The 16,544-nt window shown below is 75.0% G+C and carries 14 protein-coding genes; 11 read left to right on the top strand and 3 right to left on the bottom strand.

Going from position 1 to position 16,544, the window contains the following annotated elements; translation table 11 throughout:
• The first annotated feature begins 231 nt into the window (after positions 1–231).
• From ACZ6EM_RS35840 to ACZ6EM_RS35815, 6 genes are all read left to right on the top strand, one after another.
• A complete protein-coding gene (locus tag ACZ6EM_RS35840; protein WP_401050784.1) occupies positions 232–1,161 on the top strand; it encodes an ATP-grasp domain-containing protein in 930 nt (309 codons plus the stop codon).
• Positions 1,158–2,012: an ATP-grasp domain-containing protein gene (locus ACZ6EM_RS35835; RefSeq protein WP_465774232.1), complete on the top strand. Its 855-nt coding sequence runs from the start codon at positions 1,158–1,160 to the stop codon at positions 2,010–2,012. The genes ACZ6EM_RS35840 and ACZ6EM_RS35835 overlap by 4 nt, the downstream gene beginning before the upstream one ends.
• A gap of 135 nt (positions 2,013–2,147) precedes the next feature.
• A complete protein-coding gene (locus ACZ6EM_RS35830; protein WP_359909934.1) occupies positions 2,148–2,987 on the top strand; it encodes a putative RNA methyltransferase in 840 nt (279 codons plus the stop codon).
• Between the two features lie 145 nt (positions 2,988–3,132).
• A complete protein-coding gene (locus tag ACZ6EM_RS35825; RefSeq protein ID WP_452179552.1) occupies positions 3,133–4,620 on the top strand; it encodes an AAA family ATPase in 1,488 nt (495 codons plus the stop codon).
• A gap of 8 nt (positions 4,621–4,628) precedes the next feature.
• Positions 4,629–5,069, top strand: a complete 441-nt coding sequence (locus ACZ6EM_RS35820) for a nucleotide pyrophosphohydrolase (RefSeq protein WP_465774234.1) — start codon at positions 4,629–4,631, stop codon at positions 5,067–5,069.
• Positions 5,070–5,236: 167 nt separating this feature from the next.
• Positions 5,237–5,962 (top strand): DUF6099 family protein, encoded by a 726-nt coding sequence (locus tag ACZ6EM_RS35815; RefSeq protein WP_465774231.1) that lies wholly within the window; start codon positions 5,237–5,239, stop codon positions 5,960–5,962.
• Here the strand turns inward: ACZ6EM_RS35815 and ACZ6EM_RS35810 are convergent.
• Positions 5,908–6,144 (bottom strand): hypothetical protein, encoded by a 237-nt coding sequence (locus tag ACZ6EM_RS35810; RefSeq protein ID WP_380546594.1) that lies wholly within the window; start codon positions 6,142–6,144, stop codon positions 5,908–5,910. The two genes, ACZ6EM_RS35815 and ACZ6EM_RS35810, sit on opposite strands and share 55 nt — an antisense overlap.
• 490 nt (positions 6,145–6,634) lie before the next feature.
• Between ACZ6EM_RS35810 and helR the strand changes: the two genes are divergently transcribed.
• Positions 6,635–8,791, top strand: a complete 2,157-nt coding sequence (helR, locus tag ACZ6EM_RS35805; RefSeq protein WP_401048974.1) for an RNA polymerase recycling motor ATPase HelR — start codon at positions 6,635–6,637, stop codon at positions 8,789–8,791.
• Between the two features lie 118 nt (positions 8,792–8,909).
• Positions 8,910–9,209, top strand: coding sequence for a DUF6087 family protein (locus tag ACZ6EM_RS35800; RefSeq protein ID WP_401048976.1), 300 nt, complete (start codon positions 8,910–8,912; stop codon positions 9,207–9,209).
• 171 nt (positions 9,210–9,380) lie between these two features.
• Here the strand turns inward: ACZ6EM_RS35800 and dapD are convergent, their stop codons facing one another.
• On the bottom strand, positions 9,381–10,385 hold the full coding sequence (gene dapD, locus ACZ6EM_RS35795) for a 2,3,4,5-tetrahydropyridine-2,6-dicarboxylate N-succinyltransferase (protein ID WP_401048978.1): 1,005 nt from the start codon (positions 10,383–10,385) through the stop codon (positions 9,381–9,383).
• Between the two features lie 141 nt (positions 10,386–10,526).
• On the opposite strand from dapD, the gene ACZ6EM_RS35790 reads away from it, so the two are divergent.
• The 3 genes from ACZ6EM_RS35790 (at position 10,527) to argF (ending at position 15,880) form a co-directional block, all read left to right on the top strand.
• On the top strand, positions 10,527–12,050 hold the full coding sequence (locus ACZ6EM_RS35790) for a 3' terminal RNA ribose 2'-O-methyltransferase Hen1 (protein WP_401048980.1): 1,524 nt from the start codon (positions 10,527–10,529) through the stop codon (positions 12,048–12,050).
• Entirely contained in the window at positions 12,047–14,755 is a 2,709-nt protein-coding gene (locus ACZ6EM_RS35785) for a polynucleotide kinase-phosphatase (protein ID WP_465774230.1), read from the top strand. Before ACZ6EM_RS35790 ends, ACZ6EM_RS35785 begins: the two co-directional genes overlap by 4 nt.
• A gap of 123 nt (positions 14,756–14,878) precedes the next feature.
• The gene (gene argF / locus ACZ6EM_RS35780; protein ID WP_465774229.1) at positions 14,879–15,880 is read left to right on the top strand and encodes an ornithine carbamoyltransferase; all 1,002 of its coding nucleotides are present in this window, start codon (positions 14,879–14,881) and stop codon (positions 15,878–15,880) included.
• A gap of 94 nt (positions 15,881–15,974) precedes the next feature.
• Here argF and ACZ6EM_RS35775 read toward each other — a convergent pair whose 3' ends face one another.
• Positions 15,975–16,508, bottom strand: a complete 534-nt coding sequence (locus ACZ6EM_RS35775; RefSeq protein ID WP_452179546.1) for a superoxide dismutase family protein — start codon at positions 16,506–16,508, stop codon at positions 15,975–15,977.
• Between the last annotated feature and the right edge of the window lie 36 nt (positions 16,509–16,544).

The raw sequence follows: 16,544 nt of genomic DNA, 5'->3' as shown, positions 1-16,544 counted from the left end.
ATCCAAGCAGGGGCTGTGGCGCGGTGCCACCGGATTTCCGGGGCACGTCCCGGGGGCCCTCGCCGCCTCCCCGATGCCCCTCGGCGTCTCCCCGGGGGCCGATTGTTGCCGAACGCTTACCCGCTCGCAGCGATCTTGTGCGAACACAGCGTGCATGCTGAAGGCTTTACAGCTCTGCCGAGGGGGACGGCGGACGTCTGCACTAGGCGAGGCAAGGGGGAAGACAGGCCCATGAGGCTCTGCTTTCTGGTGGAGGAACACTACCGGCACGACGGCATGCCGCTCGACGTGGCACGCCAACTCACGGCGTGGGGACACCGGGTGGACGTGCTGCGCCCCGGGGACTCGCTGCTGGCGATCTCCGAGGAGGTCCGGGCCGGCAGCCACGACGCCTGGGTGCTCAAGACCGTGTCCGGCGGGCCCGGGCTGACCCTGCTGGAGTCGGCCGCCGCCGTCGGCCTCACCACGGTGAACGACGTGCGCTCGATCCGCGGGGTCCGGGACAAGGCGCTCGCCGCGGTCATCGGCCGCACCCGCGGGCTGCCCGTCCCGGTGACGTACGCGGCCGCGCGCTGGGAACGGCTGGCGGAGATCCCGGCCGCCGAGTACCCGCTCGTGGTCAAGCCCGCCGACGGCAGCTCCGGGCGTGCCGTCCGGCTGGTGCGCAGCCCCGACCAGCTGCTGGAGGTCGGGCCGGAGCTGGCGGGGGAGGGGCTGCTGATCGCCCAGCCGTACGTGCCCAACTCCGGGACCGACCTCAAGGTGTACTGCGTCGACGGCGAGCTCTTCGCGACGGAACGTTCCTCCCCGCTGCACCCGGGGCAGGGCGTGCGCGAACGGCAGGTGCCGCTGCCGGGGAGCGTCGCGCGGATCGTGGCGCAGGTCGGCGAGGTGTTCGGGCTGGACCTGTACGGGGTCGACGTGCTGCTGGGGCCGGACGGGCCGGTGGTGGTGGACGTCAACGACTTCCCGAGTTTCCGGCAGGTGCCGGACGCGGTGGCCCGGGTCTCCCGGGCGGTGCTGCGGCTCGCGCGCAGCGGGACGGCCGTGTCGGTGCCCGGCGGGCCCGCCGAACTGGTGCCCGGCGGGCCGGTCGAGCTGGTGTCCGCGGGCGGCGACGCCTACGGTCAACTCGGCTTCGGTGAGGGGGAGTTGCTGTGAAGATCGGACTGATCACCGGCGACCCGGGGCATCCGGTGCTGGCCTCGGCGGCCGAACTGCTGGTGCGCCGGGGGCACGAGGTGGCGGTCGTCCCGCCCGCCGGGCCCGTGACCGGGCTCGCCGACGTCTGCCTGCTCAAGGCCCGCACGCCTCAGGCGCTGGCGCTGGCCGGGGAGCTGGAGCGGCGGGGCGTGCCGGTGGTCAACTCGGCGGCGGCCACCGGGCTGTGCCAGGACCGGGTGCGGATGGCCGACCTCGCCCGCGCCGCCGGGCTGCCCTTCGCGGCCACGGACGCGGCCGGACGCTTGGGCGACCTCGCCGATCCGGCCTACCCGTTCGTGGTCAAGAGCCGGCACAGCAGGCGGCACGACCTGGTCGCCCGGGTGGACGGCCCGGCCCGGTTGCGCGAACTCGCCGAGCGCTGGCCCGAGGAGCCGGTCGTCACGCAGCCGTTCGTCCCGGGGACGGGTTGGGACCAGAAGCTGTGGGTGGTCGACGGTCAGGTGTTCGCGGCCCGGCGGCAGTCCGAGCTCGCCACCGGCACGGGGAAGTCGGGGCGGGCGGAGGACTGGGAGCCGTCCGCCCGGCGGGCCGCGCTCGCGCTGCGCGTCGGCGAGGTGTTCGGGCTCGACGTGTACGGGGTCGACCTGCTCGACGGGCCCGCCGAGCCGGTCATCGTGGACGTCAACGCCTTTCCCGGGGTGCGCGGCCGCCCCGGCGCGCCGGAGGCGCTGGTGGCGCTGGCGCTGCGGGTCGGGGCGCAGCGGGGGCCGGTGCTCGCGGGGCAGGACCGCGCGCGGCGGGGCCCCGCGGGGCGGGCGCTCGCAGGACTCGGGAGGGGCGTGGGGTAGGGCCGGCAGGCGTGGCCGGGGCGTGGGCCCGTCGGCGCTGGGCCGGGGTGGCGGCCCGGGGCGCGGGTCCGTCGGGGTCGTTAGGCTGGCTGGCGCCCCGACCGGCCGGGGCGTACGGCGAGAGAAGACGGAACCTTGCTCCAGGACATCGAGCGCTACCTGGCCTGCCCGCACTGCGCGCAGGCCCTCACCCGGCACGACCGCAGCCTGCGCTGCCCGGCCGGGCACAGCTTCGACCTCGCCAAGCAGGGCTACGTCAGCCTCCTCGCCGGCGACGCCCACACCGGCACCGGGGACACCGCCGAGATGGTCGCGGCCCGCGCGGACTTCCTCGCCGCCGGGCACTACCGGCCGATCGCCGAGGCGCTGGCGCGGGCGGCCTCCGCCGTCGTCGCCGGTGAGCCCGGCGGGCTGGTCGCCGACCTCGGCGCCGGTACCGGTCACTACCTGGCGCACGTCCTGGACGCCCTGCCCGGCACGGTCGGCGCGGCCCTGGACATCTCCAAGTTCGCGCTGCGCCGCGCCGCCAAGGCGCACCCCCGGATCGGCGCCGTGGTGTGCGACGCCTGGCGCCCGCTGCCGCTGCGGGACGCCTCGGCCGAGCTGATGCTCAACGTGTTCGCCCCGCGCAACGGGCCCGAGATCCGCCGGGTGCTGCGCCCCGGCGGCACCTTGCTGCTGGTCTCGCCGACCGCCCGCCACCTGCGCGAACTCGTCGACGCACTGGGCCTGTTGTCGGTGGACGAGGAGAAGCAGCGGCGGATCGACGAGAAGCTCGGACCGTACCTGGAGCCCGCCGGGCGGCGGGAGGTCGAGTTCACCCTGCGGCTCGGCCCGCAGGACGTGCGCACCGTCGTCGGCATGGGGCCGAGCGCCTGGCACACCGATCCGGAGCGGCTCGGTGCCGCGCTCGCGGAGCTGCCGGAGCCGGTCGAGGTGACGGCCTCGGTGACGGTGGCCGCGTACCGGCGCTGAGCGCCACGTTGGGATGAATCTGCCGCGCAGGCACGTTTCTTCCGTTCGGCCTGCGGCTAACGTCCGACAGGTGAACCGCGACGCCACCAGGCCCGCAGGGCCGTCCCACCTCCGAACGGGCGCCCCACGGCCCGACCGGCCGCCCGTGCCGCGCCCCACCGTCGAGGAGCTCCGGCTCACCTCGTTCAAGTCCTACCGGCGCGCGGTGCTGCCGCTCGCGCCCCTCACCGTGCTGCACGGGCCCGCCGGGGTCGGCAAGTCCAACGCCCTCGACGCGCTGGCCGTGCTCTCCCGGCTCGCCCTCGGCGAGGAGATCGCCGACTCGCTGGACGGGCTGCCCGACCGCACCGGTCCGCTCGCCGAGCCCGTCCGCGGAGGCCTGGACGGGTGTGTGCCGCACGGGCGGGACGCGATCATCCTCGGCTGCACCGTCCGCTCGCCGCACGGCCTGATCCGGCTCGACGTGGTGATCCGCACCGACGGCCCGGTCCGGATCGCCCGGGAGTCGCTCACCCTCGACGGCCGGACCCTGATGGACACCGGGGAGCAGGACGTCCGCAACCGGCGGGTCAACGTCTGCTGGCACAACGACACCCGCCAGGGCGACATCCGGGCGCCGTTCCCCAGCGGGACGATGATCACCGCGCAGCTGCCGCTGCGGGTCGCGGGCTCGTCGGCCGGCGAGTGCCTCGTCCTCGCCGCCACCGAGGACCTGCTCACGGCGCTGCGCGAGGTCTTCCCGCTGCACCCCGTCCCCGCACTGATGCGCGGCTGGGCCCGGGCCGACCCGCAGGCCCGGCTGCGCGGCAACGCCGCCAACATCTCCGCCGTCGTGGCCCGGCTGAGCAACGAGTGCCCGCGCCGGTACGGGCAGCTGCTGCGCGCGGTGCAGTCCGCCGCGCCGCACCCGCTGCTCGGGCTCACCCTGGCCGAGCGGGAGAGCGCGGGCGTGCGGAAGGTCCTCGCCGTCTTCGACGAGGGCGTCCTCGGGCGCACCGGGGCCGACCAGGCCTCCGACGGCATGCTGCGCCACCTCGCCTTCGCCGCGGTGCTGCTGACCGGGGCCGGGGTGCTCGACCTCGACGTGGCCGCCGAGGTGCCCTGGGCGCACCGGCAGCTCACCGTGCTGGCCGAGGACCTGGGCGCGGGGCTCTCCGCGGAGCAGGCCGCCACGCTGCTGCGGCTGGCCCGGGACATGGCGGAGCGCCGCCAGCTGCGCGTGGTCGCGGCCCTGCAGGAGCCGGCGGCGGCGCGGGAGGTGCTGGGCGGCACGCCCGGGGGCGGGATGGTGCTGGTGGAGTGCCGGCGGGATCCCGACTCGGGGTTCACGGTGCTGCGGACGGAGACGGTGCGGGTGCCGGTCCAGGGCGGGCGCGGGGAGGCGGCCGGGGAGGCCGGGGGTGGGGCCGACGAGGGGGCCGCGGCGGGCGCGGGCCGGTCGGCGGCGGGGTTGACGGAGGGGCCGGCGGAGCCGTCGGCGAGGTCATCGGCAGGGGCACCGGCGGGGGCGTCGGCGGGGGCGTCGGCGGGGCAGGAGGGGCCGGCCGGGCTCGCGGGAGCTCCGGCCGGCAGCGGGGCGTTTCCGGTGGACGGTGGGGCGGCGGGTCTTGATGCGGTAGACCTGGAGGGGTGAGCGAACGAGTGACGGGGCCGGCGGAGCCCACCGTCGAGGCCTTGCGGCAGCGGCTGGTGGACTTCGCGGCGGCCCGGCGGTGGGAGCCCTTCCACACCCCGAAGAACCTGGCGGCGGCGCTGAGCGTGGAGGCGGGGGAGCTGCTGGAGATCTTCCAGTGGCTGACGCCCGAGCAGGCCGGCGCGGTGATGTCCGACCCGGACCGCGCGCACCGGGTGCACGACGAGGTCGCGGACGTGCTGGCGTACCTGCTGCAGTTCTGCACCGCGGTCGGGGTGGATCCGCTGGAGGCCCTGGCGGCCAAGATCGAGCGGAACGAACTCCGCTTCCCGGCGCCGGAGGGCGCGGTCGCCGGCGGTGAACACGCGGTCGCCGACGGTGTAAACGCGGTCGGCGCCGGTGAAAATGTGCTCGGCGTCAACTCGGACGTGGGCGACCAACCCTTGTGAGGGAAGGAATTCATCCACAGCCCCCGACTTTTCCACAGCTTCTGACACCGTGGATGCGCGTCCGCGCTCTTCCTCGCACGCTTTCGCCGTGACCAGCCGTCGCCCCTCGGACCGCCCCTCCCGGCGGCCCGGGTCGACGGCGACAGCGAGCGAGGGGAGCGGTGGCCATGGAGGCGCTGCGACTGATCAAGACGGCCCGGCACGCCCTGGCCGAGGCCAGGCACGTACCGGACGTGCTGGCCGAGGCGCGGCAGGCCGCGCTGCTCACCGAGGCGGTGGGCGCCAGGCTGGCGGAGTCGGAGGACGAGGAGCTGACCGGGCTGGGGCAGCAACTGTCCGAGGCCGGGGCGCACGCGGCGGTCTGCCTGGACCGCTCCGTCGTCCGGGCCGCCCTGGTGAGCGGAGGCCGGGCGGCGCGGCTCACCGAGCTGGGGGACTTGGCGCCGGCCCTGGGGGCGCTGGACGGATTGCTCCGGGACGTCGGCGAGACGCTGGTGGTGCTCGCCTGCGGGGCGGACACCGAGAGCCTCTACTGGACGTGCATCGACGGTGTGGACGCGGTGTCGGAGTGCAAGGACCTCACCGTACGGCTGCGTGAGGCGGCGGTCCGGGCCGGGGAGGCGCAGCCCGCGGCGCTCGGTGGGGCCGAGCGGGAGCGGGAGCAGGTCGGCGGCGGGGCGCCGTTACTGGTGGTCCGGCTCGGCCCGCCGGGCGACACCGGTCCGTCGGGCGGTGGAGGTGGAGGTGGAGGTGGCGGTGCCGCGAGCCGCAGTGGCTCGCCCTCCGGCGGCGGCCCGCCCGGTGAGGGCGGGCCGGCCGAGGAGGAACCGGTGGGGGGCTACCGGGTGCCCTGCGTGTCCGAGGTCCCGGAGGTGTCCGTGCCGGTCGGATAGGCGGTGGAGTCGGCGTTCCCGGGGACGGAGCCCTGGAGTTCGGCGAGGTCCGCGGAGACGGAGGCGAGCAGTTCCTGCATCTGCTCCAGCAGGCTCTTGGGGCTGGCGGGTCCGGCCGAGGTGCCGTCGGCCGAGCCCGTCGGGCTGCTCGGGAACTGCGGCGTGGCAGATGGTTCGGACATGACGGGACCTCTTCGCATCGGTGGTGCGGTGTGGAGCGGCCGACGGTGGCTCGGACCGCACGGCGGGAGGCGGCAGTCGCCCGCCACCGGGGCACCCACCCCCGCCGTAGCACCCAACGAACCGCTCCGGACGCCGTCACCCGGACACCACCCGATGCGGTCCAACTCCGCTGCGGGGTAAGCCTCCCGGGTGAGCCGGGGTTGCCGTCGCGGTGCCGCCTCGGCTAGGCGCGGAACGGCCCCGGGCGCGTTGCGGAGCGGGCCCCGGGCGTCGCGGAGCGGGGATGCGATCGGTGATGCGGAGCGGGGATGCGATCGGTGATGCGGAGCGCGGCGTGGTCGACATGCCCGGAAAGGAGCCGGGGATGAACCGGGACGACCCGGGGGAGAACCCACCCCTTGCCACTCTCAACGTATAGCGCACGGGGGGTCTTGCGGCAAGGCCCCCGTGCTGGCGCACAATCGCAGGCCTCAGATCGGAGCTGATGCCATGAACAGCCGGACCACCAGTGCGTTCGACCTTCCCGCCCGCCTCGCCGCCAAGGCCGACCCGGCACTGATCGGCGAGGACGAGCGGCACTTCGCGGCCGTCGCGGAGAGCCTGGAAGAGGCGATCACTGGCCTGTCCGACCGCCTCGACGCGCTGCGCCGGGCGCCGGGCGGCCTCGGCCGGGAGGCGATGGACCGGGACATCGAGGTGCACAGGCTGACCGGTCGGTTGCGCGCCCTGCGCCGCTTCGGCCTGGACCTGTGCCTCGGCCGGGTCGTCCTCGCCGACGACCCGGAGCCGGTGTACATCGGGCGGCTCGGCCTCACCGACAGCGCGGGCCGACGGCTGCTGGTCGACTGGCGCTCGCCCGCGGCCGAGCCGTTCTTCGGGGCCACCCACGCCGACCCGATGGGCCTGGTGAGCCGGCGCCGGTACCGCTGGACCGGTGGCCGGATCGCCGACTACTGGGACGAGGTGTTCACCGCCGAGGCCCTGGAGGGGCACGCCGCGCTGGACGACCAGTCCGCCTTCATCGCCGGCCTGGGCGGCGGCCGGTCGGCCCGGATGCGGGACGTGCTGGCCACCATCCAGGCCGACCAGGACGCCATCATCCGGGCCGGCTCCCGGGGCGCCCTGGTGGTGGACGGCGGCCCGGGCACCGGCAAGACGGTCGTCGCCCTGCACCGCTCCGCGTACCTGCTCTACTCCGACCCCCGGCTCGGCCACCGGCGGGGCGGGGTGCTGTTCGTCGGCCCGCACCAGCCCTACCTGGCCTACGTCGCCGACGTCCTGCCGAGCCTCGGCGAGGAGGGGGTGCGCACCTGCACCGTGCGGGACCTCGTCGCCGAAGGGGCGAAGGCCGGGGCCGAGACCGACCCGGAGGCGGCCCGGCTGAAGTCCTCGGCCGACATGGTGAGGGCGATCGAGAAGGCCGTCCGGTTCTACGAGGAGCCGCCCACCGAGGGGCTGGAGGTCACCACCCACTGGGCCGACCTCTGGCTGAGCGCCGAGGACTGGTCCGACGCGTTCGACGCGCCGGACCCGGGCACCCCGCACAACGAGGCCCGCGAGCAGATCTGGGAGGAGCTGGCCACGATCCTGATGCACAAGCTGGACGAGGACGAGGGGGTCTCGCCCGAGCTGTTCCGCCGGTCGCTGCGGCAGGACCGGGAGCTGGTCGAGACGCTCAACCGGGCCTGGCCGCTGCTCGACGCGGCCGAGCTGGTCGGCGACCTCTGGTCGGTGCCCGCCTACCTGCGGATGTGCGCGCCCTGGCTCGCACCCGAGGACGTCCGCAGGCTCCAGCGCAAGGACGCGCCCCAGGCCTGGACGGTGTCCGACCTGCCGCTCCTGGACGCGGCCCGGCAGCGGCTGGGCGATCCGGAGGCGGACCGGCGCCGGCGTCGGCGGGAGGCCGCGGCCGCCGCCGAGCGCGCGCGGATGGCCGACGTCATCGGCGACCTGCTGCGGGCCGACGACGACGGCGAGGGCGCGGTGACGATGCTGCGCGGCCGCGACCTCCAGGACACCCTGGTCGACGAGACGGCCCTGCCCGTCGCCGACCCGGAACCGCTCGCCGGGCCGTTCGCGCACATCGTGGTGGACGAGGCCCAGGAGCTGACCGACGCCGAGTGGCAGATGCTGCTGCTGCGCTGCCCGTCCCGGAGCTTCACCATCGTCGGGGACCGGGCGCAGGCCAGGCACGGTTTCACGGAGTCCTGGCAGGAGCGGTTGGAGCGGATCGGGCTCGACCGGACCACGGTGGCCTCGCTGAGCATCAACTACCGGACACCGGAGGAGGTCATGGCCGAGGCCGAGCCCGCGATCCGGGCCGCGCTGCCGGACGCCAACGTGCCGACCTCCGTCCGCAGCAGCGGCATCCCCGTCGTGCACGGGTCGGTGGCGGAGCTGGACGCCGTCCTGGACGGCTGGCTCGCCGAGCATGCCGAGGGGATCGCCTGTGTGATCGGCGCCCCCGGGTTCGAGGCGCGGCCGCGGGTCCGGTCGCTGACCCCGGAGCTGTCCAAGGGACTTGAGTTCGACCTGGTCGTCCTGGTCGATCCGGAGGCGTTCGGCGGTGGGGTCGAGGGCGCGGTCGACCGCTATGTCGCGATGACCAGGGCGACCCAGCGGCTGGTGGTCCTCAGGAGTGCGTGAGCCGGCGGCGGCGAAGGGAGCGGGTTGCGGAAGGAGGGAGCGGACGGGCCGAAAAGCGCATCGCCCGGTCGGGTGACGCGAGTGTCGGGCGACGGCTGAGGGGGGCCAGACTGGGGCGATGGACGAGGAGGAACCGCTGGCGTCGTGGGCGGCCAGGCGGGAGCAACAGCTGCGGCCGGTCGGGCAGTTGCGGGCCGTACGGCTGATGGACGGGCGGCCGCGGGGCGCCCATGTGGCGCCGGGCGAACCGAGGCTGATCGTGCGCTGGGACGGCTACCAGTGGCTGCCGGAGACGGTGGCCGAGGACTATGCCGCCGCTCAGCGGATCCTCCACGGCATCGAGGGCGGCGGCGCACCGCGGCCCGGGCGCTCGGTGCGGCGGCCGAGGAAGGCGCCGGGGCGCCACCGCAAGCCCTGAGGTCCGCACGGGTGGGCCGCTCCACCCGCGCCCGGATCCCACTCGCGCCCGGACGCCGGGGACGGGAACGGACGCCGGGACGGGAGTGGACCCCGAGGCGCGAGCGGCCCGGGGACGCGAGCGGGGCCCGGCGCCGCCCGGCGCCGGACCCCGACAGTCGCTGCCCGCAGGTCAGTTGTGGGCGTGCAGGTCGGCGTTCAGGCCGCCCCAGGAGCCGGAGCGGGCGATGACCTCGACCGCGCCGCTCTGCGAGTTGCGGCGGAACAGCAGGTTGTCCTGGCCGGACAGCTCGACGGCCTTGGCCACCGTGCCGTTCGGGGTGGTGACCCGGGTGCCGGCGGTCACGTACAGGCCGGCCTCGACCACGCAGTCGCTGCCGAGCGAGATGCCGATGCCCGCGTTGGCGCCGAGCAGGCAGCGCTCGCCGACCGAGACGACCTGCTTGCCGCCGCCGGACAGGGTGCCCATGATCGAGGCGCCGCCGCCGATGTCGCTGTGGTCGCCGACGACGACGCCCGCGCTGATCCGGCCCTCGACCATGGAGGTGCCCAGGGTGCCGGCGTTGAAGTTGACGAAGCCCTCGTGCATCACGGTGGTGCCGACGGCCAGGTGCGCGCCGAGCCGGACGCGGTCGGCGTGGGCGATGCGCACACCGGTCGGGGCGACGTAGTCGGTCATCCGCGGGAACTTGTCGATCCCGTACACGGCCAGCTGGCCGCCCTGGGCGCGCACGGCCAGGCGGGCCTGCTCGACCTTGTCCACCGGGACGGGGCCGATGCTGGTCCACGCGACGTTGGCCAGCAGGCCGAAGACGCCGTCCAGGTTCTGGCCGTGCGGCTTGACCAGACGGTGGCTGAGCAGGTGCAGCCGCAGGTAGACGTCGTGGGTGTCGAGCGGCTTCTCGTCCAGCGAGGCGATGGTGGTGCGCACGGCGACCACCTCGACGCCACGGCGCGCGTCGGCGCGCAGCGCCTCGGCCGCGCCGGCGCCGAGCTCGGCCTCGGCCTGCTCGGCGGTCAGGCGGACGGTGCCGGCCGGGCCGGGCTCGGCGGCCAGCACGGGGGCGGGGAACCAGGTGTCGAGGACGGTGCCGTCGGCGGCGATGGTGGCCAGACCGGCGGCCACGGCGCCGTTCGCCGGGGAGGTGGATTCGAGCGAGGTGGATTCAGCAGTCACACCGTGCACGTTAACCAATGCGGGGCCCCGGTGCCGAACACGCCCGCCGGGCGGACACGCCCGTCGGACCTGCTGGTCGGCGGTCCGCGGGGCGGGAAAACCCGGTGCTCGCCGCCCCGGCGCTGGGCAATACTTCAGCGGGTGTTCATGTCGATCTCCACCACCGGCAGCGCCGAGGACCCGGCCGCGGACCTCGGGTTCCTGCTGCACAAGCACCCCGACAAGGTCCAGCGGTTCACCACGTCGCACGGCGAGGCCCACGTCTTCTACCCCGAGGCGGGGGACGAGGTCTGCACCGCGGCGCTGCTGCTGGACATCGACCCGATCGCACTGGTCCGCAAGGGCCGGGGCGACGGCAGAGGGCGCGGCGGCTCGCCCGACTTCGCGCTCTCCCAGTACGTCAACGACCGCCCGTACGCGGCGTCCTCGCTGCTCGCGGTGGCGCTGCGGACGGTGTTCCGGTCCGCGATGAAGGGCGCCTGCCCGGCCCGGCCCGAACTGCCCGGGCGGGCCCGTCCGCTGCGCATCGACCTGCCCGCCGTGCCCGCCAACGGCGCGGGTGAGGGCGGCGGCCCGGCCCTGGTGGTCCGGCTGTTCGAACCGCTGGGCTGGCAGGTCGAGGCGACGGCGATCCCGCTGGACGAGTCGTTCCCCGAGTGGGGCGAGTCCCGCTACGTGCGGGTCGCGCTCTCCTCCGGAACGGTACGGCTCGCCGACGCGCTCCAGCAGCTGTACGTGCTGCTGCCGGTACTGGACGGTGCCAAGCACTACTGGGTCGCCCCGGACGAGGTGGACAAGCTGCTCGCCGCCGGTCAGGGCTGGCTGGCGGCCCACCCGGAGCGCGCCCTGATCACCCGCCGCTACCTGGCCCGGCGCTGGTCGCTGACCCGGGCCGCGATGGAGCGCCTGGAGCTGGCCCGGCTGGCGGAGGCCGACGACCGCGAGGTCGAGGAGATCGACAACGCGGTCGACGACCGGCCCGAGGAGGAGGTCGGGCCCGGGGAGGAGGCCGGGGAGCAGCCGGAGCCCCGGCAGCCCTCCCTCGCCGAGCGGCGCCGCGCCGCGATCCTCACCGCGCTGCGTGAGAGCGGTGCCGCCCGTGTCGCCGATCTCGGTTGCGGCCAGGGCGAGTTGATCGGCGAGCTGCTCAAGGACCCCCGGTTCACCGGGATCCTCGGCGTGGACGTCTCCGTCCGGGCGCTGCGGGCGGCGAGTCGTAAGCTGGGCCTGGAGCGGTTGTCGGAGCGTCAGGCGGCCCGGGTGGCGCTGGCACAGGGAGCGCTCACCTACACCGACGCCCGGCTCAAGGGCTTCGACGCGGCGGTGCTGTGCGAGGTGATCGAGCACCTGGACCTGCCGCGGCTGCCCGCGCTGGAGTACGCGGTGTTCGGCGCCGCCAGGCCGAGGACGGTCGTGGTCACCACGCCGAACGCCGAGTACAACGTCCGCTGGGAGAGCCTGCCGGCGGGCGCCGTCCGGCACGCCGACCACCGCTTCGAGTGGTCCCGGGCCGAGTTCCGCGCCTGGGCCGGGAAGGTCGCCGCCGCGTACGGCTACACCGTGGAGCTGCGCCCGGTCGGTCCGGAGGACGAGCAGGTCGGCGCCCCGACCCAGCTGGCCCTGTTCACCACGACCACGACGCCCGAAGGAGGCGAGCCCCGATGACCGATGACACGACCGACACCCCTGGCGACGACCAGGGCCAGGACCACGCGGAGAGCACCACCCCCCGCCGCCTCCCCGTCACCGACGTCTCCCTCGTCGTCCTGATCGGTACCAGCGGCGCGGGCAAGTCCACCTTCGCCCGTCGCCACTTCCTGCCCACCCAGGTGATCTCCTCCGACTTCTGCCGGGGCCTGGTCGCCGACGACGAGAACGACCAGTCCGCCTCCGCCGAGGCCTTCGACGTCCTGCACTACATCGTCGGCAAGCGACTGGCGGCCGGCCGGCTGACCGTCGTGGACGCCACCAACGTCCAGCCCGAGGCCCGCCGTCAGCTGGTCGCGATCGCCCGCGAGCACGACGTGCTGCCGATCGCGATCGTCCTGGACGTCCCGCCGGGGGTGTGCGCCGAGCGCAACCGCTCCCGCCCGGACCGTCGGCTGCCGGCCCACGTGATCCCCCGCCAGCACCGCGAGCTGCGCCGTTCCCTCCGGGGCCTGGAGCGCGAGGGCTTCCGAAAGGTGCACGTCCTGCGTGGCGAGGCCGAGGTGGCGGCGGCCGGGGTCGAGCTGGAGAAGCGCTACAACGACCTGCGCCACCTCACCGGCCCGTTCGACATCGTCGGCGACATCCACGGCTGCCGCTCCGAGCTGGAGACCCTGCTGACCAGGCTCGGCTACACCCTCACCCGGGACGCCGAGGGCCGCCCGGTGGACGCCGCGCACCCCGCGGGCCGCACCGCCGTCTTCGTCGGCGACCTGGTCGACCGCGGCCCGGACACCCCGGGCGTGCTGCGCCTGGTGATGGGCATGGTGGCGGCCGGCCACGCGCTCTGCGTGCCGGGCAACCACGAGAACAAGCTCGGCCGGGCGCTGGACGGCAAGAAGGTCAACGTCGCCTACGGCCTCCAGGAGTCGCTGGACCAGTTGGCCGGGGAGAGCGAGGAGTTCCGGGCCGAGGCCCGCGCGTTCATGCGCGGCCTGGTCAGTCACTACCTGCTGGACGGCGGCGCCCTGGTGGTCTGCCACGCCGGCCTGCCGGAGAGGTACCACGGCCGCAACTCCGGCCGGGTCCGCTCGCACGCGCTGTACGGGGAGACCACCGGCGAGACCGACGAGTACGGCCTGCCGGTGCGCTACCCGTGGGCGGAGGAGTACCGGGGCCGGGCGCTGGTGGTCTACGGCCACACCCCGGTGCCGTCGGCGAGCTTCGTCAACAACACCGTCTGCCTGGACACCGGCTGCGTGTTCGGCGGCAGTCTGACCGCGCTGCGCTACCCGGAACGCGAGCTGGTGAGTGTCGAGGCCGAGCGCGAGTGGTACGCCCCGGTCCGCCCGCTGATCACCGACGCGCCGGGCGCCCGCGAGGGCCGTCCGCTGGACCTCGCCGACGTGGCCGGGCGCCGGACCGTCGAGACCGGGCTGCACGGGCGGGTGGCCGTCCGGGAGGAGAACGCGGCCGCCGCGCTGGAGGTGATGAGCCGCTTCGCGTTGGACCCGCGGCTGCTCGCCTACCTGCCGCCGACGATGGCGCCGAGCGCCACCTCCCGCCGGGAGGGCTACCTGGAGCACCCCGAGGAGGCGTTCCTCGGCTACCGGGCGGACGGCGTGCGGCACCTGGTCTGCGAGGAGAAGCACATGGGCTCGCGCGCGGTGCTGCTGGTCGCCCGGGACGGGGCCGCGCTGGAGCGCCGCTTCGGCGTGGCCGGCCCCGGCGCGATCTGGACCCGGACCGGCCGTGCCTTCCTCGCCGACGAGGAGTTGACCGGCGCCGTGCTCGACCGGGTCCGGGCGGCCGCCGAGCGTTCCGGGCTGTTCGAGGAGCTGGCCACCGACTGGCTGCTGCTGGACGCCGAGCTGATGCCCTGGTCGCTGAAGGCGGTGGAGCTGTTGCGCCGCCAGTACGCGGCGGTCGGCGCGGCGGCGGGCGCGGCCCTGCCGGAGGTGCTGTCCGCGCTGGAGCGGGCGGCCGGGCGCGGCCTGGACCTGGCCGGTCTGACCGCCCGCCAGCGGCAGCGCGCGGCCGACGCGCGGGCGTTCACCGAGGCGTACCGGCGCTACTGCTGGCCGACCGAGGGCCTGTCGGGCATCCGGCTCGCGCCGTTCCAGCTGCTCGCGGCCGAAGGGGCGAACCTCGCGGTGCGCCCGCACGACGAGCACCTGGCCTGGATCGACCGCCTGGTGGCCGCCGACGCGTCGGACGCGTCCGACGGGCCTGGCGCGCCCGACTCCGCCGACGGCACGGAGCACCAGGAGCGCCCGGAGCGCCCGGAGCCCCGGAAGGAGCCGGTGCTGCACCGCACCCGCCGGATCCTGGTGGACACCGAGGACGAGGCCTCGACGGCCGCCGCCACCGCCTGGTGGGAGGAGCTGACCGCGGCGGGTGGTGAGGGCATGGTGGTCAAGCCGCTGGCCTCGCTGGTGCGCACCGCGCGCGGCGAGGGCCGGCCGGGCGGCCTGGTGCAGCCCGGCGTGAAGGTGCGCGGCCGGGAGTACCTGCGGATCATCTACGGTCCGGACTACACCGAGCACCTCGACCGGCTGCGCCTGCGCGCGCTGGGCCACAAGCGCTCGCTGGCGCTGCGCGAGTACGCGCTGGGCCTGGAGGCGCTGGACCGGCTGGCGGCGGGGGAGCCGCTGTGGCGGGTGCACGAGCCGGTCTTCGCGGTGCTCGCGCTGGAGTCGGAGCCGGTCGACCCGCGGCTGTGAGGGCGGTGCCGGAGAAGGGGAGCCCCCGTGGGCTCCCCTTCTCCGGCCCGCCTCTGTATAGAAATTCCGGGCATCGTATAGACTTGCTGCTTTCCCGTAGTCCCGTCACCCCAGGAGCCCGGCATGGCCTTCAACCTCCGGAACAGGCACTTCCTCAAGGAGCTCGACTTCACGCCCCAGGAGTTCCGCTTCCTGGTGGACCTCGCCGCCACGCTCAAGGCGGCGAAGTACGCGGGCACCGAGCAGCCCCGGCTGCGCGGCAAGAACATCGCGCTGATCTTCGAGAAGACCTCCACCCGTACCCGCTGCGCCTTCGAGGTCGCCGCCCACGACCAGGGCGCCACCACCACCTACCTGGACCCCGCGGGCTCGCAGATCGGCCACAAGGAGTCCATCAAGGACACCGCGCGGGTGCTCGGCCGGATGTTCGACGGCATCGAGTACCGCGGCCACGGCCAGGAGGTCGTCGAGGAGCTGGCCGAGTACGCCGGCGTCCCGGTCTGGAACGGTCTGACCGACGAGTGGCACCCCACCCAGATGCTGGCCGACGTGCTCACCGTCACCGAGCACACCGCCAAGCCGCTGTCCGAGGTCGCCCTCGCCTACCTCGGCGACGCCCGCTCCAACATGGGCAACTCGCTGCTGGTCACCGGCGCCCTGCTCGGCATGGACATCCGGATCGTCGCCCCGCGCGCGCTCTGGCCCACCGAGGAGGTGCAGAAGTCGGCACAGGCCCTGGCCGGGACGACCGGCGCCCGGATCACCCTGACCGAGGACGTGGCCGAGGGCGTGGCCGGCGCCGACTTCCTCTACACCGACGTCTGGGTCTCGATGGGCGAGCCCAAGGAGGTCTGGGCCGAGCGGATCGAGCTGCTCAAGCCGTACCAGGTCTCCATGGACACCGTCCGGGCCACCGGCAACCCGGACGTGAAGTTCCTGCACTGCCTGCCCGCCTTCCACGACCTCGGCACGGTCGTCGGGCGGCAGATGCACGAGGCGACCGGCATGACCGAGCTGGAGTGCACCGACGAGCTGTTCGAGTCGGCGCACTCCATCGTGTTCGACCAGGCCGAGAACCGGCTGCACACCATCAAGGCGGTGCTGGTCGCCACCCTCGGCTCCTGACCGGCCCCGACCCGGCCCCGACCCGGCCCTGACCGGCCCGGAGGCCGCGGAGGTCGCGGAAGCCGCCGGGCCGGGGCCGGCTCGGCGCCCGGCCTCAGTCGTCCAGCTTGACGCAGGCCACCCGGTCGCCCGCCGCGTGCGGGCCGGCCGGGGTGCCCGCGTGCAGCACCAGCGAGCGGGCCTCGCCCGGCCGCGGCTGCCAGGCCACCGCGGTGGTGGCGCTGCCCCCGCCCCGCCCGTCGGTGCGCAGCACCAACCGCAGTTCGTTGCGCTCGTTGGCGTACACCGGGTCGCTGGACGGCTGCACCGGGTCGACCTCGTCCTGGTAGTGCGGCCCGGAGGAGGCCGGGTCGGCCCCGCAGCCGCCGGTGTGCAGGTGCACCGGGAACTCGTGGTCGGGGGCGAGCCCGGAGGCCGTCAGGGTGAGCACCGTGCGTCCGGGCATCGAGCGGTCGGTGACGATCCGAACGTGCGAGCCGTACGGCACCAGGTCGCTCGCGTAGCTGATGGCGGCCGGCGGGACGAAGGCGGTGGCCGGGTCGAAGTCGGCCTCGACGACGGAGACCGGCGAGGTGGCGGGGACGAGCAGGGCCAGTGGCAGCAGGGCGGCGGCGAGCGGAGCGGTCATCGGGACGGGGCCTTCCACGGGCGGGGCGGGGGTCGC

The sequence above is a fragment of the Kitasatospora sp. NPDC041917 genome, from assembly GCF_055589745.1.
The sequence above is the reverse complement of the archived record's forward strand: the minus strand, read 5'-3'. Positions and strand labels throughout refer to the sequence as shown.